This window comes from Methylobacterium sp. WL19 (assembly GCF_008040005.1).
GTDB lineage: Bacteria > Pseudomonadota > Alphaproteobacteria > Rhizobiales > Beijerinckiaceae > Methylobacterium > Methylobacterium bullatum.
Genome location: NZ_VRVC01000114.1, coordinates 1 through 16,181, shown reverse-complemented (window position 1 = coordinate 16,181; position 16,181 = coordinate 1). Strand labels below are relative to the sequence as shown.

12 protein-coding genes are annotated in these 16,181 nt (G+C 65.9%); 4 read left to right on the top strand and 8 right to left on the bottom strand.

The window, feature by feature from the left end:
* Both FV220_RS19350 and FV220_RS19345 read left to right on the top strand, forming a co-directional pair.
* Window positions 1-1,091 (top strand): cisplatin damage response ATP-dependent DNA ligase (locus FV220_RS19350; RefSeq protein ID WP_147832917.1); only part of this gene is annotated, 1,091 nt, incomplete at its 5' end.
* The gene (locus FV220_RS19345; RefSeq protein ID WP_147832916.1) at window positions 1,088-1,564 is read left to right on the top strand and encodes a secondary thiamine-phosphate synthase enzyme YjbQ; all 477 of its coding nucleotides are present in this window, start codon (window positions 1,088-1,090) and stop codon (window positions 1,562-1,564) included. The genes FV220_RS19350 and FV220_RS19345, both read left to right, overlap by 4 nt.
* A 36-nt stretch (window positions 1,565-1,600) precedes the next feature.
* Here the strand turns inward: FV220_RS19345 and FV220_RS19340 are convergent, their stop codons facing one another.
* The 4 genes from FV220_RS19340 to FV220_RS19325 form a co-directional block, all read right to left on the bottom strand.
* The gene (locus FV220_RS19340; RefSeq protein WP_147832915.1) at window positions 1,601-2,305 is read right to left on the bottom strand and encodes a response regulator transcription factor; all 705 of its coding nucleotides are present in this window, start codon (window positions 2,303-2,305) and stop codon (window positions 1,601-1,603) included.
* Window positions 2,306-2,988: 683 nt separating this feature from the next.
* Complete coding sequence (locus FV220_RS19335) at window positions 2,989-4,314, bottom strand: O-antigen ligase family protein (RefSeq protein ID WP_056147013.1); 1,326 nt, start codon at window positions 4,312-4,314, stop codon at window positions 2,989-2,991.
* 255 nt (window positions 4,315-4,569) lie between these two features.
* Window positions 4,570-5,745, bottom strand: coding sequence for a glycosyltransferase (locus FV220_RS19330; protein ID WP_147832914.1), 1,176 nt, complete (start codon window positions 5,743-5,745; stop codon window positions 4,570-4,572).
* A 116-nt stretch (window positions 5,746-5,861) separates the two neighbouring features.
* Window positions 5,862-6,851 (bottom strand): NAD-dependent epimerase/dehydratase family protein, encoded by a 990-nt coding sequence (locus tag FV220_RS19325; protein ID WP_056147010.1) that lies wholly within the window; start codon window positions 6,849-6,851, stop codon window positions 5,862-5,864.
* A 717-nt stretch (window positions 6,852-7,568) separates the two neighbouring features.
* Between FV220_RS19325 and FV220_RS19315 the strand changes: the two genes are divergently transcribed.
* Entirely contained in the window at window positions 7,569-8,960 is a 1,392-nt protein-coding gene (locus tag FV220_RS19315; RefSeq protein ID WP_147832913.1) for a UDP-glucose/GDP-mannose dehydrogenase family protein, read from the top strand.
* Window positions 8,961-9,243: 283 nt separating this feature from the next.
* Here the strand turns inward: FV220_RS19315 and FV220_RS19305 are convergent, their stop codons facing one another.
* The 4 genes from FV220_RS19305 to FV220_RS19290 all read right to left on the bottom strand — a co-directional run bounded on the left by FV220_RS19305 (window position 9,244) and on the right by FV220_RS19290 (window position 14,749).
* The gene (locus tag FV220_RS19305) at window positions 9,244-10,401 is read right to left on the bottom strand and encodes a DegT/DnrJ/EryC1/StrS aminotransferase family protein (RefSeq protein ID WP_147832912.1); all 1,158 of its coding nucleotides are present in this window, start codon (window positions 10,399-10,401) and stop codon (window positions 9,244-9,246) included.
* Complete coding sequence (locus FV220_RS19300) at window positions 10,382-11,698, bottom strand: glycosyltransferase (protein WP_147832911.1); 1,317 nt, start codon at window positions 11,696-11,698, stop codon at window positions 10,382-10,384. The genes FV220_RS19305 and FV220_RS19300 overlap by 20 nt, the downstream gene beginning before the upstream one ends.
* A gap of 111 nt (window positions 11,699-11,809) precedes the next feature.
* Entirely contained in the window at window positions 11,810-12,901 is a 1,092-nt protein-coding gene (locus FV220_RS19295) for an SDR family oxidoreductase (protein WP_082477477.1), read from the bottom strand.
* A gap of 1,044 nt (window positions 12,902-13,945) precedes the next feature.
* Window positions 13,946-14,749: a response regulator transcription factor gene (locus FV220_RS19290; RefSeq protein WP_187273465.1), complete on the bottom strand. Its 804-nt coding sequence runs from the start codon at window positions 14,747-14,749 to the stop codon at window positions 13,946-13,948.
* Window positions 14,750-15,173: 424 nt separating this feature from the next.
* Between FV220_RS19290 and FV220_RS19285 the strand changes: the two genes are divergently transcribed.
* A partial coding sequence (locus FV220_RS19285) for a hypothetical protein (protein ID WP_210245953.1) occupies window positions 15,174-16,181 on the top strand: 1,008 nt, incomplete at its 3' end.

Here is a 16,181-nt window from a genome sequence, read left to right as displayed (position 1 = left end):
CGTTCCGCCCGCCGATGCTGTCCCACCCCATCGACGAAGAAACGGACTTCGAAAAACTCGACCCGGCCGCCTTCTCGGGCGAGTGGAAATGGGACGGCATCCGCGTCCAGCTCTCGGGCGGGCGCGACGAGGCGGGAAGCCAAGTGGCGCGGGTCTATTCGCGCACCGGCGAGGACATCACGCATGCCTTCCCCGATCTCGCCGAGGCGATCACTTTTTCCGGCACCGTCGACGGGGAATTGCTGATCCTGCGGGAGTGTCGCGTTCAGAGCTTCAACGTGCTGCAGCAGCGCCTCAACCGGAAGGCCGTCACGCCCAAGCTGCTGGAGGAATTCCCGGCCCATGTCCGGGCCTACGACCTCCTCACCGCGGAGGGCGAGGATTTGCGCCCGCTGCCCTTCGCGACCCGCCGCGCCCGGCTGGAGGGGTTCGTCGCCGCGCTGGATCATGCCCGCATCGACCTCTCGCCGCTCGTGACCTTCGCCACCTGGGACGATCTCGCCGAGGCCCGTGCCGACCCGGCCTCGGTGGGGGCGGGCGAGGATGCCGACGCCATCGAGGGGGTGATGCTGAAGCTGCGCGACAGCCCCTATCTCCCCGGCCGCCCCAAGGGGCCGTGGTGGAAGTGGAAGCGCGAGCCGCATCTCGTGGACGCGGTGATGATGTATGCCCAGCGCGGCCACGGCAAACGCTCGTCCTTCTACTCGGACTATACCTTCGGGGTCTGGCGCGAGCGGCCGGAGGGCGGCCGGGAACTGGTGCCGGTGGGCAAGGCCTATCACGGCTTCACCGATGCGGAGCTGGCCAAGCTCGACCGCTACGTCCGCAACAACACGACAAAGCGCTTCGGCCCGGTGCGCGAGGTGGCCTACGGAATCGACGAGGGGCTGGTGCTGGAGATCGCCTTCGAAGGGGTGCAGCGCTCCACCCGGCACAAATCCGGCGTCGCCATGCGCTTCCCCCGCGTCCATCGCATCCGCTGGGACAAGCCGGCGGCCGAGGCCGACCGGATCGAGGCCCTGGAGACCATCCTGGCCCGCGGCGAGCGCGAGATCGCGCCGGGCGCCGTCATCGAGGGAGGGACACCATGAGAGGTTCGGGCAGGATCGGCGGGATCGAAGGCTTCCGGGAGGGCGAGATCCGGCGCCAGGCGAGCGCCCGCGTCACCGTCTCGACGCCGGGCCAGGGATTCACGGACATCACCGCGTCCGTGGCCGATTTCCTGCGGCGCAGCGGCATCGGGCAGGGCCTGCTCACCCTGTTCTGCCGGCACACCTCGGCCTCCCTGACGATTCAGGAGAATGCCGACCCGGATGTGCGGAGCGACCTGATGACGGCGCTGGACGGCCTCGCCCCGCGCCTCCCCGGTGGCGGATACATCCATGCGGCGGAAGGCCCCGACGACATGCCGGCGCATATCCGCACCCTCCTGACCGATTCGGGGCTCACGATCCCCGTCACCGACGGGCGGCTCGTCCTGGGCACGTGGCAGGGCATCTATCTGATCGAGCATCGCGACCGGCCGCATCGGCGCGACATCGTCCTGCATGTGGCCGGAGAGTAGGCGGCGTGCCGTCATCGGGCACGCCGCCGGTTCGGATCACGCGGTCCGCCCGTTGCGCCGGGCGCCGACCTTGGGCGTTCCGTGCTTCGAGACCCAGACCGCGGCCTGCGTCCGGTTGCTGACGTTGATTTTTCTCAGCACGTTCTTCACGTGGATCTTCACGGTCGCCTCGGAGATCCGCAATTCCCGCGCGATGGACTTGTTCGAATGCCCGGTGGCCAGGCAGGCCAGAACCTCGATCTCGCGGTTGGAGAGATCCGAGACCGTCGCGGGGGACGCGTCGGCGGTCTTCGGGAACGTGGCGAGGGACGGTTTCGGGAAGCCGTACGCCCCGCCGGTCAGGTGGGACGCGGCATCGATGGAGATCACGATGTTGCCGCCCATCACCACGTTCAGCGAGCGGATCAGCGCGATCGGCTGCGCGCTCCGGTTGAGGCAGGCCTGGATGCCCATCTGGAGCAGGTAGCGTGGCACCGCCGGATCGGTCTCGGCCGTCAAGGCGACGATCCGGGCCTGGGGAAAGTGGGATTGCACCACCGGGACCAGCGCCGCCTCCATCTGCTCCGGGCCGAAATCCGTGAGGATGACCAGGGCCGGCAGGTGTCCGGGGCTCATGTCGGAGATGTCGTCGATGGAGTCGAGGATCGAATAACCGTTTTGATTTAATATTCCGACGAGCCCGTCGCGCTCCAGGCCGCGCGGCCCGATAATGATGGCGGGTATGCTTGCAAGGGAAGGCATTCGACCGTCCGGTCTGCCGATGAGGCTGGGAATGAAATCGGATTTGAGAGGTTCGGAGGCGGCTGTGACACTGAGTGACATCTGACTTGCTCCAAATTGCATTTGGTAAATCGCTGACAGTGGCAACATTCTGCCGATAGCGACGGATCGGGCCGCCGCTCGATTGGCAGGATCGTCCTTGCGCCGAAGAGGCAAAACTCACTCGTACTTCAGCAAGTCCGAAATAATCGTCCGTATCGGACGATGGGACTTAGAATCTTCGAAGTTATTATTCTATGTTAATAAATCTACTGATGTCCCGGCGCCCTTCAAATATTGAATTTCGCTGCGGTCAGCTAACACGACAATATCGAGCGTCACAAGCAAAAATGGGAACTCTAATTCCTGGCATTCGTGCCGTCGAAATTGGTGTAGCCCGATGTCGCCGGAGTCCGGCAAAGCATCCGTTTCGGATAGATTCGCCCCTTGCGGCGCTCTTACTCGCGGATCGAAACCTCGACGTGCCCCGGTGGATACGCGCCGGTAACGCGGCCCCGGACAGCCTGGATCGCCGAGATCTTGTTGGAATCTATGCCGTGGTATAACTACTTAGACCGAATTCTATCGAAGACTGTCGATGATCGAATCGCGGAGACGACCCTCGACGGTGCGGGGACATCTCGAATTGTGTGGTCGGCGATATTCTACCGGACGTTGCGCCCGAGAGGTGAGCGGTAGATCATGCTGGCACCGATGCCGAAACCGAAGACGCACCAGAACCAGATACCCAGCATCGGTCCTTCGAGCGCCACGTCGAAACACCCGTCCACGAACATGCCCAGCGCGTAGCAGCCGATCCAGATGAACAGCTTGGCCCAGTGCTCCTCCCCGCGCCGGCGGGCCCAGAGCAGGCTGTGGAACAGCATCGCGAACCAGGTCGCCAGCACGCCGAGCCACAGCACGAGACCGGGGACGCCCGAGCGCGCCAGATAGGTCATGTTCACGTTGTGGGGGCTGCGCAGCACCGCGTCCGCCGTCACCCATTGCTTGTAGCCGTCCTCGAGGGCGATGTTCACCCCGAAGCCCTTGCCCGTCCAAAAAAACGGCCCGCGCAGCGTGTAGTCCTGGATCGTCGCCCACCAGCGCAGGCGAAACTCCTTCGTCGCCTCGAAATTCGAGGCTTCGCTGACGCCGACGACGCTCTTCAGGCCCTCGACGAGCTGCTTGGGGCCGGTCGCCCGCTCGTTGCCGGGGAGCTGGATGCTGAGATCGAACACCGTCGCGATGATCGCGGCGACGAAAAACACCAGGACGATGGGCATGAACTGTCGCAGCCGGCGCCCGGCGATGGCCGCGACCACCACCGGCACGAGGCAGGTCAGCATGGCGCCGCGGCTCGACGTGACGATGATCATGCTCGCCATCAGCACCGCGATCCAGAGCCGCGAGAAGCGGCCGAGCCCGAGCATGACGAAGACGGCGATGGCCGCGAGGTGGCTGGCGGCCTCGCCGGCCCGGACGCTGGGGATCTGGATCTCGGTGCCCGGGATCTTCAGGAGCGCCGAACTCAGGCCGTACACGATGCCGCCGGCCAGGGCATAGAACCGCGCGAACCGGCCATAGGTGTCGATGGCCCGCCAGAACCGGCCGGGCTCCTCCAGCAGCAGGGCGACGACGATCAGGGCGAACAGGCCGTAGAGGGCCAGCACGCTGTCGCGGGGGGCGTCCATCCCGTAGGGACCCACATACGGCACGGTCCGGTAGAGGATCCAGCCCATCAGGACGATGAGCATCCGGCTCGCCGGCGTCGCCAGGATGGCGAGCCAGCATCCGGACCGCAGCAGCGCGATGAGCCCTCCGGCCAGGGCCATCTCGCCGACGAAGAGCGGCGGGATTCCCAGATAGGCGAAGGTCTTGCCCAGGATAGCATAGCCCAGGAGCACGATGACGAGGGCGCGGGAGTAGCGCTCGTTGAAGTCGTCGGCGGACCGGCCGAGGGGGAGGGCGGTGTCGAGGCGGGACTGGATCACGCGGGCGACTTCTTCAGAGGGGGGCGGGAGTTATGTCGGCACTCTCAGGGTCGTTCGATGGGATGGTTCGGCCGATTCACTTGGCAAAGTCGATCGTCCCACCAGACCACCTCATCCTGAGGTGCCCTTTGCTTCAGCAAAGGGCCTCGAAGGAGCGCTCCAGTCTGCTCAGTGGGTTCTGGAGCCCTCCTTCGAGGCCGCTACGCGGCACCTCAGGATGAGGTAAAGTCTTGGACAGACACCTGAAACAGGCTCCTAGACCGCGATCCGCATCGTCCGGTGCGAGTCCATCGCCTCGGCGTAGATCCCCAGGAGCTGGTTCGTGGTGACGGTCTCGCTCCAGCACGATTCGTATTTCGACCGCGCCGCCCGGCTCATGCGCTCGGATGCGGCGCGATCGGTGAGGATCCGCGTCATGGCGCGGGCGAGATCGGCGGCGTCGCCCGGGGCGGCATGCAGGCCGGTCACGTCGTCCGAGACGATCTCGGCGAGCGAGCCGATCCGTGAGGCGATCACCGGCAGGCCCAGGGCGAAGGCTTCGACCACCACCATCGGCAAGCCCTCGTACCAGAGCGAGGGGACGAGGAGGGCGCGTGCCTCCCTCATCGCGGCGCGCACCTGCGCGGGCGTGACCTGGCCCCGGTAGTCGAGATCGGGCGAGGCGGCGACCTTGTCCGCCAGCGGCCCGGTGCCGACGACCGTGACCCTGCGGCCGGCGATCCTGGCCGCGGCGATCAGGGTCTCGATGCCCTTCTCGCTGGTGAGGCGCCCCACGAACAGCAATCCTTCCCGCTCGCCCTCTCGGACCGGGCCGGGATCGGCGAGCCCGTTCGCCTTCACGGCGATGCGGCCGCCGGGCAGGCCGGCCGCGATGAACCGGCCGCGTTCGAATTCGGTGAGCGCGACGAAGCGGTCCACATGGTTCGCCCATGTGCCGATCTGCTTGTGATGCTGGATCGATCGCGCCACCGCCAGCGATCCGAGCCGGGAATCCCGGTAGCACCGGTGCAGCACCGCATTGTAGGCGGAGCCGCCGACGCAGACCTCGCAGGGCGCGCCGTTCCGCGTCAGCATCGCGTTGGCGCAGATGATCCGGTAATTGTGCAGCGTCTGGATCGTCGGTGTTCCCGTCTTGCGCACGGCCACATGCACCATCGGCGAGATCAGCGGGAAGTAATTGTGCACGTGGACCACGTCCGGCCGGAAACCGTCGACCTCCTTCAGGACGAGGCCGATGTTCTTCGGCGAATTCACCGACTGGAACGCCGCGCGCAGGCGGTCGATCGGGGTGACGATGGACGTGTTGCTCAAGGTGAAGAGCCGGACCTCGCAGCCGGCCCGTTCGAGGGCGCCGATCTCCTGGGCCACGACGGAATCCTCGCCGCCGTGGAACTGGTACTCGTTGTGGACGATCAATACGCGCTTCGACATCCGGATCGCCTCACGGTCGTTGCTGTGGCTGCTGCATCTTCGTCGCGAGGCCGTCCGCCGAATACGTCGGTGCCGCATCCGTGCCCGTCGAAGCGGATGCGGCGCCGGACGCGGGGTTATTCGGCCGCGACGGAATGCCGGACCGGATGGGCCTGGGCGATCTCTTCCTCGATCCAGCGATAGGTCGGCACGAGCCCCTCGCGGATCATGATCGTGGGTTCCCACTTGAGGACCTTGCGGATCAGGCTGTTGTCGCTGTTGCGCCCGCGCACGCCCTGCGGCTTGGTCAGGTCGTGGCGCTTGGTGATCGTCTTGCCCGCGATCTCGGCCGCGATCTCGACGAGGTCGTTGATGGTGATCATCTCGTCGGTGCCGAGATTGATCGGGGCGCAGTAATCCTCCGCCATCAGCCGGCACAGGCCCTCGACGCAATCGTCGATATACATGAAGGAGCGGGTCTGCAGACCGTCGCCCCAGACCTCGATCTCGCCGCCGTCGGGGCAGAGCACCACCTTGCGCGAGATCGCGGCGGGCGCCTTCTCCCGGCCGCCGTCATAGGTGCCGAGCGGACCGTAGACGTTGTGGAACCGTACCGACCGGGTCGGGATCTTCCAGTCCTCGGTCATGTATTGGCACAGTTTCTCCATGTAGATCTTCTCGAGCCCGTAGCCTTCCTCCGGCTGGGCCGGCCAGGCGACGTCCTCGGCGAGGGGGGTGACGTCGGGCGAGAGCTGGAGGTGCTGGGGATAGACGCAGGCCGAGGAGGAAAAGAGGAACTTCTCCAGGCCGCTGTAGCGCACGGCCTCGACCATATGGGCGCTGATCAAAGTATTGTTGAGGGTGATCTCGGCATGGGAGCCGCTGATGAAGCCGATGCCGCCCATGTCGGCCGCCAGATGATAGACCTCGTCCATGTCCTTGACGGCGATGGCGCAATTGTCGCGCATGCGCAGATCGACCTGCATGAAGTCGTGCGCGGCCGAGGCTTCGTATTGCGGAAGCTTGATGTCGGCCCCGCGGACCCAATGGCCCTGGCTGACGAGGCTTTTCACGAGATGGTGCCCGATGAACCCACCGGCCCCGGTCACAAGTATCTTTTTCTTCATGACAGACCGTCCTTATTCAATGCGTGCCGCCAGAAGGACTGCATGATCGTCGACTGTATTGGTAGGAACCTTGAGAGTTAGATCGAAAGCGCTCGACCAGCCGCCATAGTACCCTTGCGCCGGACGGGGCGACGTTGCGGGGTCGAGGAGCGGGCGCAGGGGCGCAGACGCATCCGGCCTCGTCCGGATGCTCATGCCGAAGTCGGTCATCTGTCAGAGTGGGTCATCCTAGAGCTGCGCCCGACCACGTTGGGTCGGGGCACATCTCTCGGCCTTTGTTGTGCCGCGCTCTTTTTCGCCGAACCGGCATCCACTTCGGCGGAGAGCGCTCTAGCCGACCACCTCATCCTGAGGTGCCGGAGCGTAGCGGAGGCCTCGAAGGAGCCCTCCAGTGGTCGCGCGATCCCTGGAGCTCTCCTTCGAGGCCGCTGCGCGGCACCTCAGGATGAGGTCGTGCCTTGGAAAAACAACTCGAAGATGTCTTGGATTCCGTCCCGCCCGGACCTTGTCGGGCCACCGAATCGGGATGACGCACCGTCGAATCGCGTGTTCGCCATCAATAATCGGCGCCGATCCTGTAGCTTTCGGACTAGTTTCCGCCCACTCGGAAGAGATGTTCTCCAAGACAGGATGATATTTTAAGGTTGTCGCTTGCGGCGGTTGCTGTTCCACACGAGCGGCCGCCTTTGCTGATCTGAACGATCCATGGAGGCTGGAATGCGGGTGGCGGTCATCGGCGTCGGATATGTCGGGCTCGTATCCGGGGCGTGCTTCGCCCAATTCGGGCACCATGTGCATTGCGTGGACAAGGACCCTCAGCGGATCGCCGCCCTGTGCGCCGGCCGGATGCCGATCTACGAGCCGCATCTCGATGCCCTCGTGGCCGACAACGTCGCGGCCGGGCGGCTGACCTTCGGCACCGATCTCGCGGCGGCGGTCCGCGATGCGGAGGTGGTGTTCATCGCCGTCGGCACGCCCGCCCGGCGCGGTGACGGCCATGCCGACCTCGCCCACGTCTTCGCCTGTTGCCGCGACATCGCGCAAGCGATCCAGGGCTATACCGTGGTGGTGACGAAATCGACCGTCCCGGTGGGCACGGGGGACCGGGTCGAGCACATCATGCGCGTCGTCCAGCCCCAGGGGGCCTTCGCCGTCGTCTCGAACCCGGAATTCCTGCGCGAGGGCGCGGCCATCGCGGATTTCCAGCATCCCGACCGGATCGTCATCGGCACCCAGGACGAGCGGGCGCGGGCGATCATGACCAACCTCTACCGGCCCCTGGCGGAGGCCGCGGTGCCGCTGTTCTTCACCACCCGGCGCACCGCCGAGCTGGTGAAATACGCCGCCAACGCCTTCCTCGCCATGAAGATCGGCTTCGTCAACGAGATGGCCGATCTCTGCGAGCGGGCGGATGCGGATGTGGCGGGAGTCGCCTACGGGATCGGCCTCGACCGGCGGATCGGCGCGCAGTTCCTCCAGCCCGGCCCCGGCTTCGGCGGATCGTGCTTCCCGAAGGACATCCAGGCGCTGATCAAGTCGGCGCAGGATTACGGCGTCCCCTCCCGCATCATCGAGACGGTGGCGGCCGCCAACGAGCAGCGCAAGCGATCGATGGCGCGCCGCCTCATCAAGGCCTGCGGCGGCTCCGTCCGGGGGCTGACCATCGCGGTGCTCGGCCTGACCTTCAAGGCGGATACCGACGATGTCCGCGAGGCGCCGGCCACCTCGATCATCACCGCCCTGCAGGACGAGGGCGCCGAGGTGCGGGCCTACGACCCGCAGGGGATGGACCAGGCGAGGGCGCTCATGCCCGACATCGCCTACGCCACCGATCCCTATAGCTGCGTGGCCGGCGCCCACGCGGTGGCGATCGTGACGGAATGGAGCGCGTTCCGCACCCTCGACCTCGCCCGTCTCCGCTCGCGCATGGCGGGGCCGGTCCTCGTCGATTACCGCAACATCATCCCGGCGGCGGAAGCCGCGGAGGCGGGCTTCCGCCACGTGGGCATCGGCCGGCGCAGCGTCACGGCCGAGCGCCCGGCGCCACGGATCGACCTGACCGAGCCGCAGGGCGCAGTGCTGCCGGAACTCGCGGTCGCCGCGGGGTGATCTCAGCGGTTCGGGCCATCGGTTGAACGAAAGCCGCCCCGCGAATAGGGGGGCGGCTTTCGTGTGTCGGCTCTACTGAAAAAAGTCGCCATCGTCGCGAGATGAGGGACCACCCCATCCAATCACCTCATCCTGAGGCGCCCTTTGCGCAAGCAAAGGGCCTCGAAGGAGCCCTCCAGTTCGCTTGGCGAATACTGGAGGGCTCCTTCGAGGCCGCTTCGCGGCGCCTCAGGATGAGGTCAGGGGTTGGAAAGACGGGGAACGGGTTTCGGGAGGCCCGTGTTCACCGTCCGGTCGCGGTCCGCAGGGCGGGTTTCGGCCAGAACGCGGAGGCCTGGGCCAGCACGGTCTCGATCACCTCGTCCTGCTCGTCGATGCGCAGATCCGGGAAGAGCGGCAGCGAGAGCGTGCCCTCGCCCCATTCCTGCGCCACGGGCAGGGACGAGGCTTCCGGCACGTCGCGGTAGAGGGTCAGGGTGGGCACGCTGCGGTAATTCACCGTCGTGCCGATGCGGGCCTCGCCCAGCGCCCGGAGCATGTCGTCGCGCCGCCCGTCGGGCACGTGGATCGGGAAGAGGTGCCGGGCCGAGACCACGCCCGGCTCCAGGGCCGGCCAGGTGAAGGGGGTGCCGGCGAGCGCGGCCTCGTAGCGCCGGCTCAAGGCCTCGCGCCGGGCGCACTGGACCTCCACCTGCTCGATCTGGGGGGCGAGCAGGACGGCGAGCAGGTCCGGCAGGTTGGCCTTGGTGCCGAGGCGGTCGATGTCCCAATGGTTGTAGGTGCCGCCCTGGAAGCGCTGGGCCGCGCCGGCGGACATCCCGTGCAGCACCGTTTGCACCAGGGTCCGGGCGAGGTTGGGATCACGGGTGACGACGGCGCCGCCCTCGCCGCAGGTCACGTTCTTCGTCGCGTAGAAGGAGAAGATCGCCGCGTCGCCGTCCTGCCCCGGCCGGCGCCCGTTGCGGCTGCCCTCGAAGCAATGGGCCGCGTCCTCGATGATCCGGATCGAGGAAGGAATCGCCGCCCGCAGGGCCGGGATGTCCACCATCTGGCCGTAGAGATGGACCGGGATGATCGCCCGCGTCCGCTCCGTCACGGCCGCCGCCGCGAGAGCGAGATCGATCAGGAGCGTGTTCGGGTCGCTGTCGACGAAGACCGGCGTCGCGCCCACGAGGCGCACCACGTTGGCCGTCGCCGCGAAGGTCATGGCCGGCACGATGACCTCGTCGCCGGGGCCGATCCCCAGGGCGAGGAGGGTCGCCACCGCCCCTTGCGTCCAGCTCGAGGTGAGCTTGGCATGCGGCACCCGGAAGAAGTCCCGCAGCAGGTCCTCCACGCGCGCCCCCTCGGGGCCGGTCGTCAGGAACGCGCTCCCCAGGACCGAGGCCACCCGAACCGCGTAGTCGGGCGAGAGCGCATGCCTATAGAACGGGACTGCCATCCGTTGCCTCCATGTCTTCGGTGAGAGCCGGCGATGCCGGTGTGGTTCGGTAGAGGGCGTGCAGGCGCGCCGCGACCACGGTCCAGTCGGCCGAGCATCCCATCCGGTGGGCGCCGCGCGACATCGCCTGCCATTCCGCGGAATCGAGGGACGCGGCCCGGGCGAGGGACGCGGCCACGGCCTCGGCCGTCAGATCCTCGATGAGGAGGCCGGCGCCGTGCCGCGTCATCGCCTCGGTCATCCCCGCCTCGGCGGTGATGAGGAGCGGCACGCCGAGGATCTGCGCTTCGAGGGCGGCCGTCGGCCAGCGGTCGAGGCGCGAGGGAAAGGCGAAGAAGTCCCAAGACCGGACGATGTCGTCCCGCTCGGCTCCGTAGCGCGGCCCCTCGAAGGTCACGGCGGACCCGATTCCGAGGCGGAGGGCCATCGCCGCCAGCGCCTCGCGCTCGTCGCCGGGACCCATGACGACGAGGCGGCCGGTGCCGCCCTGCCGCCGGTAGAGGGCGAACCCCTCGATCAGGAGGTCGAGGCCCTTGTGGAACGTCGCGAGCCGGCCGCAGAAGCCGAAGACGGGCGAGCCGCCGGCAGGGCCTAATAACCCGCCGGCAGGGCCCAATAACCCGCCGGCAGGGCCGGGCCTGTCGACGAATCCCGGACGCCCGCCGAGCGCGCTCGAATAGACCCCGTGGGGCACGAGGACCGACCGGGCCTTGGGCGCAAGACGGCGGAGTTCGGCCTGTTCCAGGGCGGTGATGACGTGGACGAAGCGCGCCCCCTCCAGAACGCGGCGCTCCAGCAGCCGGACGTAGAGGGCGGTCGACGGCTTCACCAGCCGGCCGGCCCGGTCGTAGAAATGCGAGAAGCAGGCGTGGAGGCTGATGACGTAGGGAATGCCGCGCCGGCGCAGCATCCGCGTCAGCGAGACCAGGAGCGGTTGGCGCGCGCCGTGGAAGTGGAAGACCGTCCGCGTGTCGGCCCCGTCGAGGAAGGCCTCGCGGGAGCGGCGCGACAGGCTCACCGTGCGGCCGAGGAGCCTGAGCCCGTCCAGCGGAACGTGATCCATTCGGATGCCCGCCGGCACCGTCATCCCGTGCGAATCGCGCGACAGGAACAGGATGCGGGACGCCTCGCCCGATAGGGTCTGTTCGGTGACGAGGGAGCGCGTATTCTGATGAATACCGTTGGCGAAGGAGGGATATCCCTCCTTGTTCTCGATGATGACATGACGGACGGAGAGCGGGGAGCCGCCATCCGGCCGTCGGACCGGAGACGAGGAAGGCACGTCATAGGCTCGCATGGGTGTCCTCCTAAGCAGGTTTCGCAGACGTGGCCCCCGGTTCTGCGATCGAAAACCTGCGACACGGCGCTCTTGAGCCGGTCGATGGGAGGCGCGGGTCCGGATCGGCTCTCAGGCGCGCGCCCCGTCCGCGGCGGTCTCGAATTGCGGGCGGGGGAAGACGCCCGGGCTCGCGGCGACGGTCTCCTCGGCCGCGAGGGGCAGGCTCAACCCCTGGAGCGGATCGGCGAGCAGCATCTTGTACCACTTGACCGTGTTGCAGGCGGGCGTGTTGCGCAGGAGCTTGGCTTCGATGGCGTTCTGGATCTCGATGACGGCGTCTTCGATCCGGTACCGTGCCCCGAAGCCGAAGTGTTCGCGCGCCTTGGCGAAGCTCACATGGTAATCGCGCCGGTCGGGTCCGCCGGGCATGAACTCGATCTCGCTCGGCCTCGTGACGGTGTTCTTCACCGCGAGCGCGATGTCGACGATCTGGCGATTGTCCCAGCCGACGTTGAAGGCCTCACCGGCGACGGCTCCGGCGGGAGCGCGCAGGGCGCCGAGGAACGCGGCGGCCACGTCCCGTACATGGACCAGGGGGCGCCATTGCGAACCATCCCCCCCCACCGTGATGCGGCCGCGATCCAGGGCGTCGAAGCTCATCTGGTTGACCACGAGGTCGAAGCGCATGCGCGGCGACAGGCCGAAGACGGTGGCGTTCCTCAGCGCGGTGGCGACGAAATGGCCGGTATTCAGGGCGAGCACGGCCTCTTCGGCCCTGGCGCAGGTCTGCGCGTAGATGGTGAGCGGGCGCAGCGGCGTGTCCTCGGAGAGGAACAGGTCCTGGCCGGCACCGTAGACCGCGCAGGAACTGGCGAAGAGGTAACGGCGGACGCCGGCACGCTTGGCGGCCATCGCGGCCCGGATGCGGCCCGTCTCGTTGATGGACCGTGTCAGTTCCGGGTCGAGGTCGCCGGACGGATCGTTGGATAAAGCGGCCAGATCGATGGCATAATCGCAATCGTCATAGGCGCGGTGATCGATGGTCCTGATGTCCTGCTTGACGATCTCGAGTTTCGGATGGCCGTCATACTTCGAAAGACACGGCGTTCCAAAGTAGAACGCGTCGATGGCCCTGACCCTGTACCCGCTGCGCAGCAATTCTCCGACCATGACGGATCCAATATATCCGCCAGCTCCCGTGACAGCAATTTTTGCGTTCATGGCTCTCTTTCCATCACGTCATGAAAACGATCTACATCAGTCTTGATATTCAATTTAAAGTGATGGTTCTGGTAAATCAAAAGAACAATCGGACTAATAACTATGGAACCGTGATGTCTTCGATAGTGCCAAATCAAGCCGATCTGGTGCGCGAAGGGGTTAGTCGAGACAACTCCCGGTGCGGCAGGCTTCATCCACTCCGATCGACCGGCGATGAGCGCTGATGTGCGGTGCCGGCGGGGCGCGGGCGTCGCGTCATCCGAAGGGCCACGCGACGCGATGGCGTACGGTTGGGCGTGGCGGGGTTGGCCGGGGCATCGCGATATGGCGTGCGAGGGCAAGCGCCGGCCTGACAGTGTGCCGGTCGGGCCGAATGTTATGAGGTGTAGTTCAAGTCTTCATTGGGAGGATTGCCGCCCTCAATGGACCAGGTGCCGGCCGAGAGGGAAGGTCGCGTGAGGCCGATTTGGTTGGATGTCTCAGCTGTTGCTCATGCCAAAGCCGAGCATCCAATCAGACAGCCTCATCCCGAGGTGCCCTTTGCTGCAGCAAAGGGCCTCGAAGGAGGCCTCCAGGGATCTCGCGATGACTGGAAGTCTCCTTCGAGGCCGCTGCGCGGTACCTCAGGATGAGGTGAAGCCTTGGACAAACACTCCATCTGTATAATCGACTTTCTGAGCGGATGTTTCTACCAAAGCCGAGCATCCAATCAGACAGCCTCATCCCGAGGTGCCCTTTGCTGCAGCAAAGGGCCTCGAAGGAGCCCTCCAGTGATCTCGCGATGACTGGAAATCTCCTTCGAGGCCGCTGCGCGGCACCTCAGGATGAGGTGAAGCCTTGGACAAATAACCCATCTGTCTGATCGGATTCTTAAGCGGATGTTCCTGCCAAAGCGGAGCATCCAATCAGACCACCTCATCCTGAGGTGCCGGAGCGTAGCGGAGGCTTTGAGGGGAGCCCTCCAGAGACCAAAGCGGTCACTGGAAGGCTCTCTCACAGTCGCTACGCGGCACCTCAGGATGAGGGAACGCCTCGACGGTACTGTTAGACGTTCGCCATCTCTTCGAGCACGTCGTTCAGGGACGCCACACCCGGATGATGCGCGACCAGACGGCTGCGGTCCCCGGCGTTGCAGTATTTGATACCCCAGAGCGCGGCCTGTGTTCTGTTTCGTACATTGATCTTTCGGAGGATCGCCTTGACGTTCCCCTTCACGCGTCCCTCGGCAATGGACAGGCGCTCGGCGATCGCGCGGTTCGAATCGCCCTTGATCAGGCAGGCGATGATGCTGAGCTCCCGCTCCGAGAGATGGAACGCCTGATCGTCCGAGGGAGGCCGATCCTCGCCGGTGGGCGCGGGCGCCTGATCCTCTTCCTCGCATGGCTCGGCCTTCACATGCGCGCGAACCGACAGGTGCGGCACGACGCAGTGATCGAGGAGGATCAGTTCCAGCGCCTGAACCAGCGTATCCGAACCGGCGCTGGACAGAAGGATGGCCGCCGCGCCGCATTCCAGCATCGGTGCCACATGCTCGACTTCACAGGTCGCGCAGATGCAGATGATGAAGCTATTCGGGAAGCGAAGACGAGCATTGATGATCTCTTCGGTCGGCGCGTCCGTGGTCGGTTGAATACTCATGATGATAATCAAATTCGAATCAAATGTTTCGGTAAAATCCTGGGACTGATCCAGGCTTCCCACCATGGAAACGACGTCGAAGCCGCTCTTTATCAGGATGTAGCGTAAGCCTTCTCTGTAGAGCGCCGTTCCACCGCTAATGACGGTCGCCGGACGTTTTGCGGGAGCAATAGTGAGTCGAGGAAAGGTAGTTCCGGATACATGAATCATCGCTGGACCCCCACCGATTCGCATTGAATAAATCGACCACTCCGTTTTCAAGTAATGTATAAACCGATACATTAAATTGAGAGTCTGGTATGAATTGGAACAATCTGATCGTCAATGAAAAATGGGTTAGCTAATCCTTTTTTGGTCATCCCATTTGATCGATGCCGGCTTCCGACTTCGCCGAGCCATCCGAAAGCTCTATGCGGATGTTAATGTGTGGTGGTTCTTGGTGCGAACATTGAGAGGTGCACTCGGGGATTCCTACGGCGTCTCAAATCCAGCGACTGTATAGATTCCGCTCGGATCGTTCGGGACCGGTCATACGTCGAGATCGTCCGTTCGGAGTAGGTCTCTTTCGATCTCCGATGACTGGCAGCGCGAGGTACAATCGGCGTCATACAGCTGCGGTGATGTGAGATTCGATATGTTGGGCAGGTGGTTGCACGCTCATGACAGCTTTGCCGGCTCCAAAAGATCGCTCGGTGCCGGCGATGCGGCGCAGGTCGGTTCGGTCCGCGCGCCGCTCCCCGGGGGAGGGGGGTGGGCCGAGTCGTTCCGGCACGACCATGCCGACCTCGTCGGCCCGATTCGGCCGGGCTCCCGCTTCTCGGGCAACCTCTATTGGCTGCTGGCCACCACCTCCATTCTCAGCGCGATCGTGTTCGGCCTCGTGGTCGAGACGACCCGGTCCGTGGGAGCGCGCGAGGCGCGCCAGGAGCAGGACGGGCATCGGGCCGCCTTGCAGCAGGCCGAGGACAGGATCACGACCCTCGCCCTGGCGCTTCGCTCCGAGAAGGACGCGGCCGAGATTGCCCGCTCCCTCCTGGGCCGGCAGGTCGATGAAGGGCGCCGGGCTTTGGAGGCCGTGGAGGCCGACCTGAAGCGGACGCAATACGATCGCCAGCTTCTGTCCGCCCGCGCGGAGGACCGCGAGCAGGCGCTCCGGCGCCTCGAAGGGCAGTTCGAGGCCAGTCGCGGGGAGGTCTCGACCCTCCGGTCCGAGGCCGCGGATCTCCAGGCCCGCGCCGATGCCGCGATCCGCGCGCAGGCGCTGGCGGATGAGGCGCGCCGGGTGGCCGAGACCGCCCTGGCGGAGGTCGGGCTCGCCCGCGATGGCGATGCCCCGGCGCGGATGGAGCTGGCGTCGGTCGATATCGATGCGAAGGGCGACGTCGCGAAAACCGACGCTGCGGAGAGCGGGTCCGGCGCGGCGCGGGCCGCTGCGGCCAGGGTCCGGGAGCTCGCGCCCGTGGACGACGCGCCCGTGAGCGACCTGCGCCCGCGATGGTTGACGCTCGGCGGCGCCACCTTCGCCTCCCTCGACGCGCTGACCTTCGCGAGGGGCATCGCCCCATCGAAGCCGAAAGCGCTGCCGACGCCCTCCGTCCTCCGCCGCGTGGCTCCGCGCCCGAACCGGGGGCGGCCCCAGGCG

What these genes read in the sequence shown, in the direction of transcription:
- FV220_RS19345 (WP_147832916.1), top strand. Translation starts at nt 1,088, where the DNA reads ATGAGAGGTTCGGGCAGGATCGGCGGGATCGAAGGCTTCCGGGAGGGC.
- FV220_RS19340 (WP_147832915.1), bottom strand. Translation starts at nt 2,305, where the DNA reads ATGCCTTCCCTTGCAAGCATACCCGCCATCATTATCGGGCCGCGCGGC.
- FV220_RS19330 (WP_147832914.1), bottom strand. Translation starts at nt 5,745, where the DNA reads ATGTCGAAGCGCGTATTGATCGTCCACAACGAGTACCAGTTCCACGGC.
- FV220_RS19325 (WP_056147010.1), bottom strand. Translation starts at nt 6,851, where the DNA reads ATGAAGAAAAAGATACTTGTGACCGGGGCCGGTGGGTTCATCGGGCAC.
- FV220_RS19315 (WP_147832913.1), top strand. Translation starts at nt 7,569, where the DNA reads ATGCGGGTGGCGGTCATCGGCGTCGGATATGTCGGGCTCGTATCCGGG.
- FV220_RS19305 (WP_147832912.1), bottom strand. Translation starts at nt 10,401, where the DNA reads ATGGCAGTCCCGTTCTATAGGCATGCGCTCTCGCCCGACTACGCGGTT.
- FV220_RS19300 (WP_147832911.1), bottom strand. Translation starts at nt 11,698, where the DNA reads ATGCGAGCCTATGACGTGCCTTCCTCGTCTCCGGTCCGACGGCCGGAT.
- FV220_RS19295 (WP_082477477.1), bottom strand. Translation starts at nt 12,901, where the DNA reads ATGAACGCAAAAATTGCTGTCACGGGAGCTGGCGGATATATTGGATCC.
- FV220_RS19290 (WP_187273465.1), bottom strand. Translation starts at nt 14,749, where the DNA reads ATGATTCATGTATCCGGAACTACCTTTCCTCGACTCACTATTGCTCCC.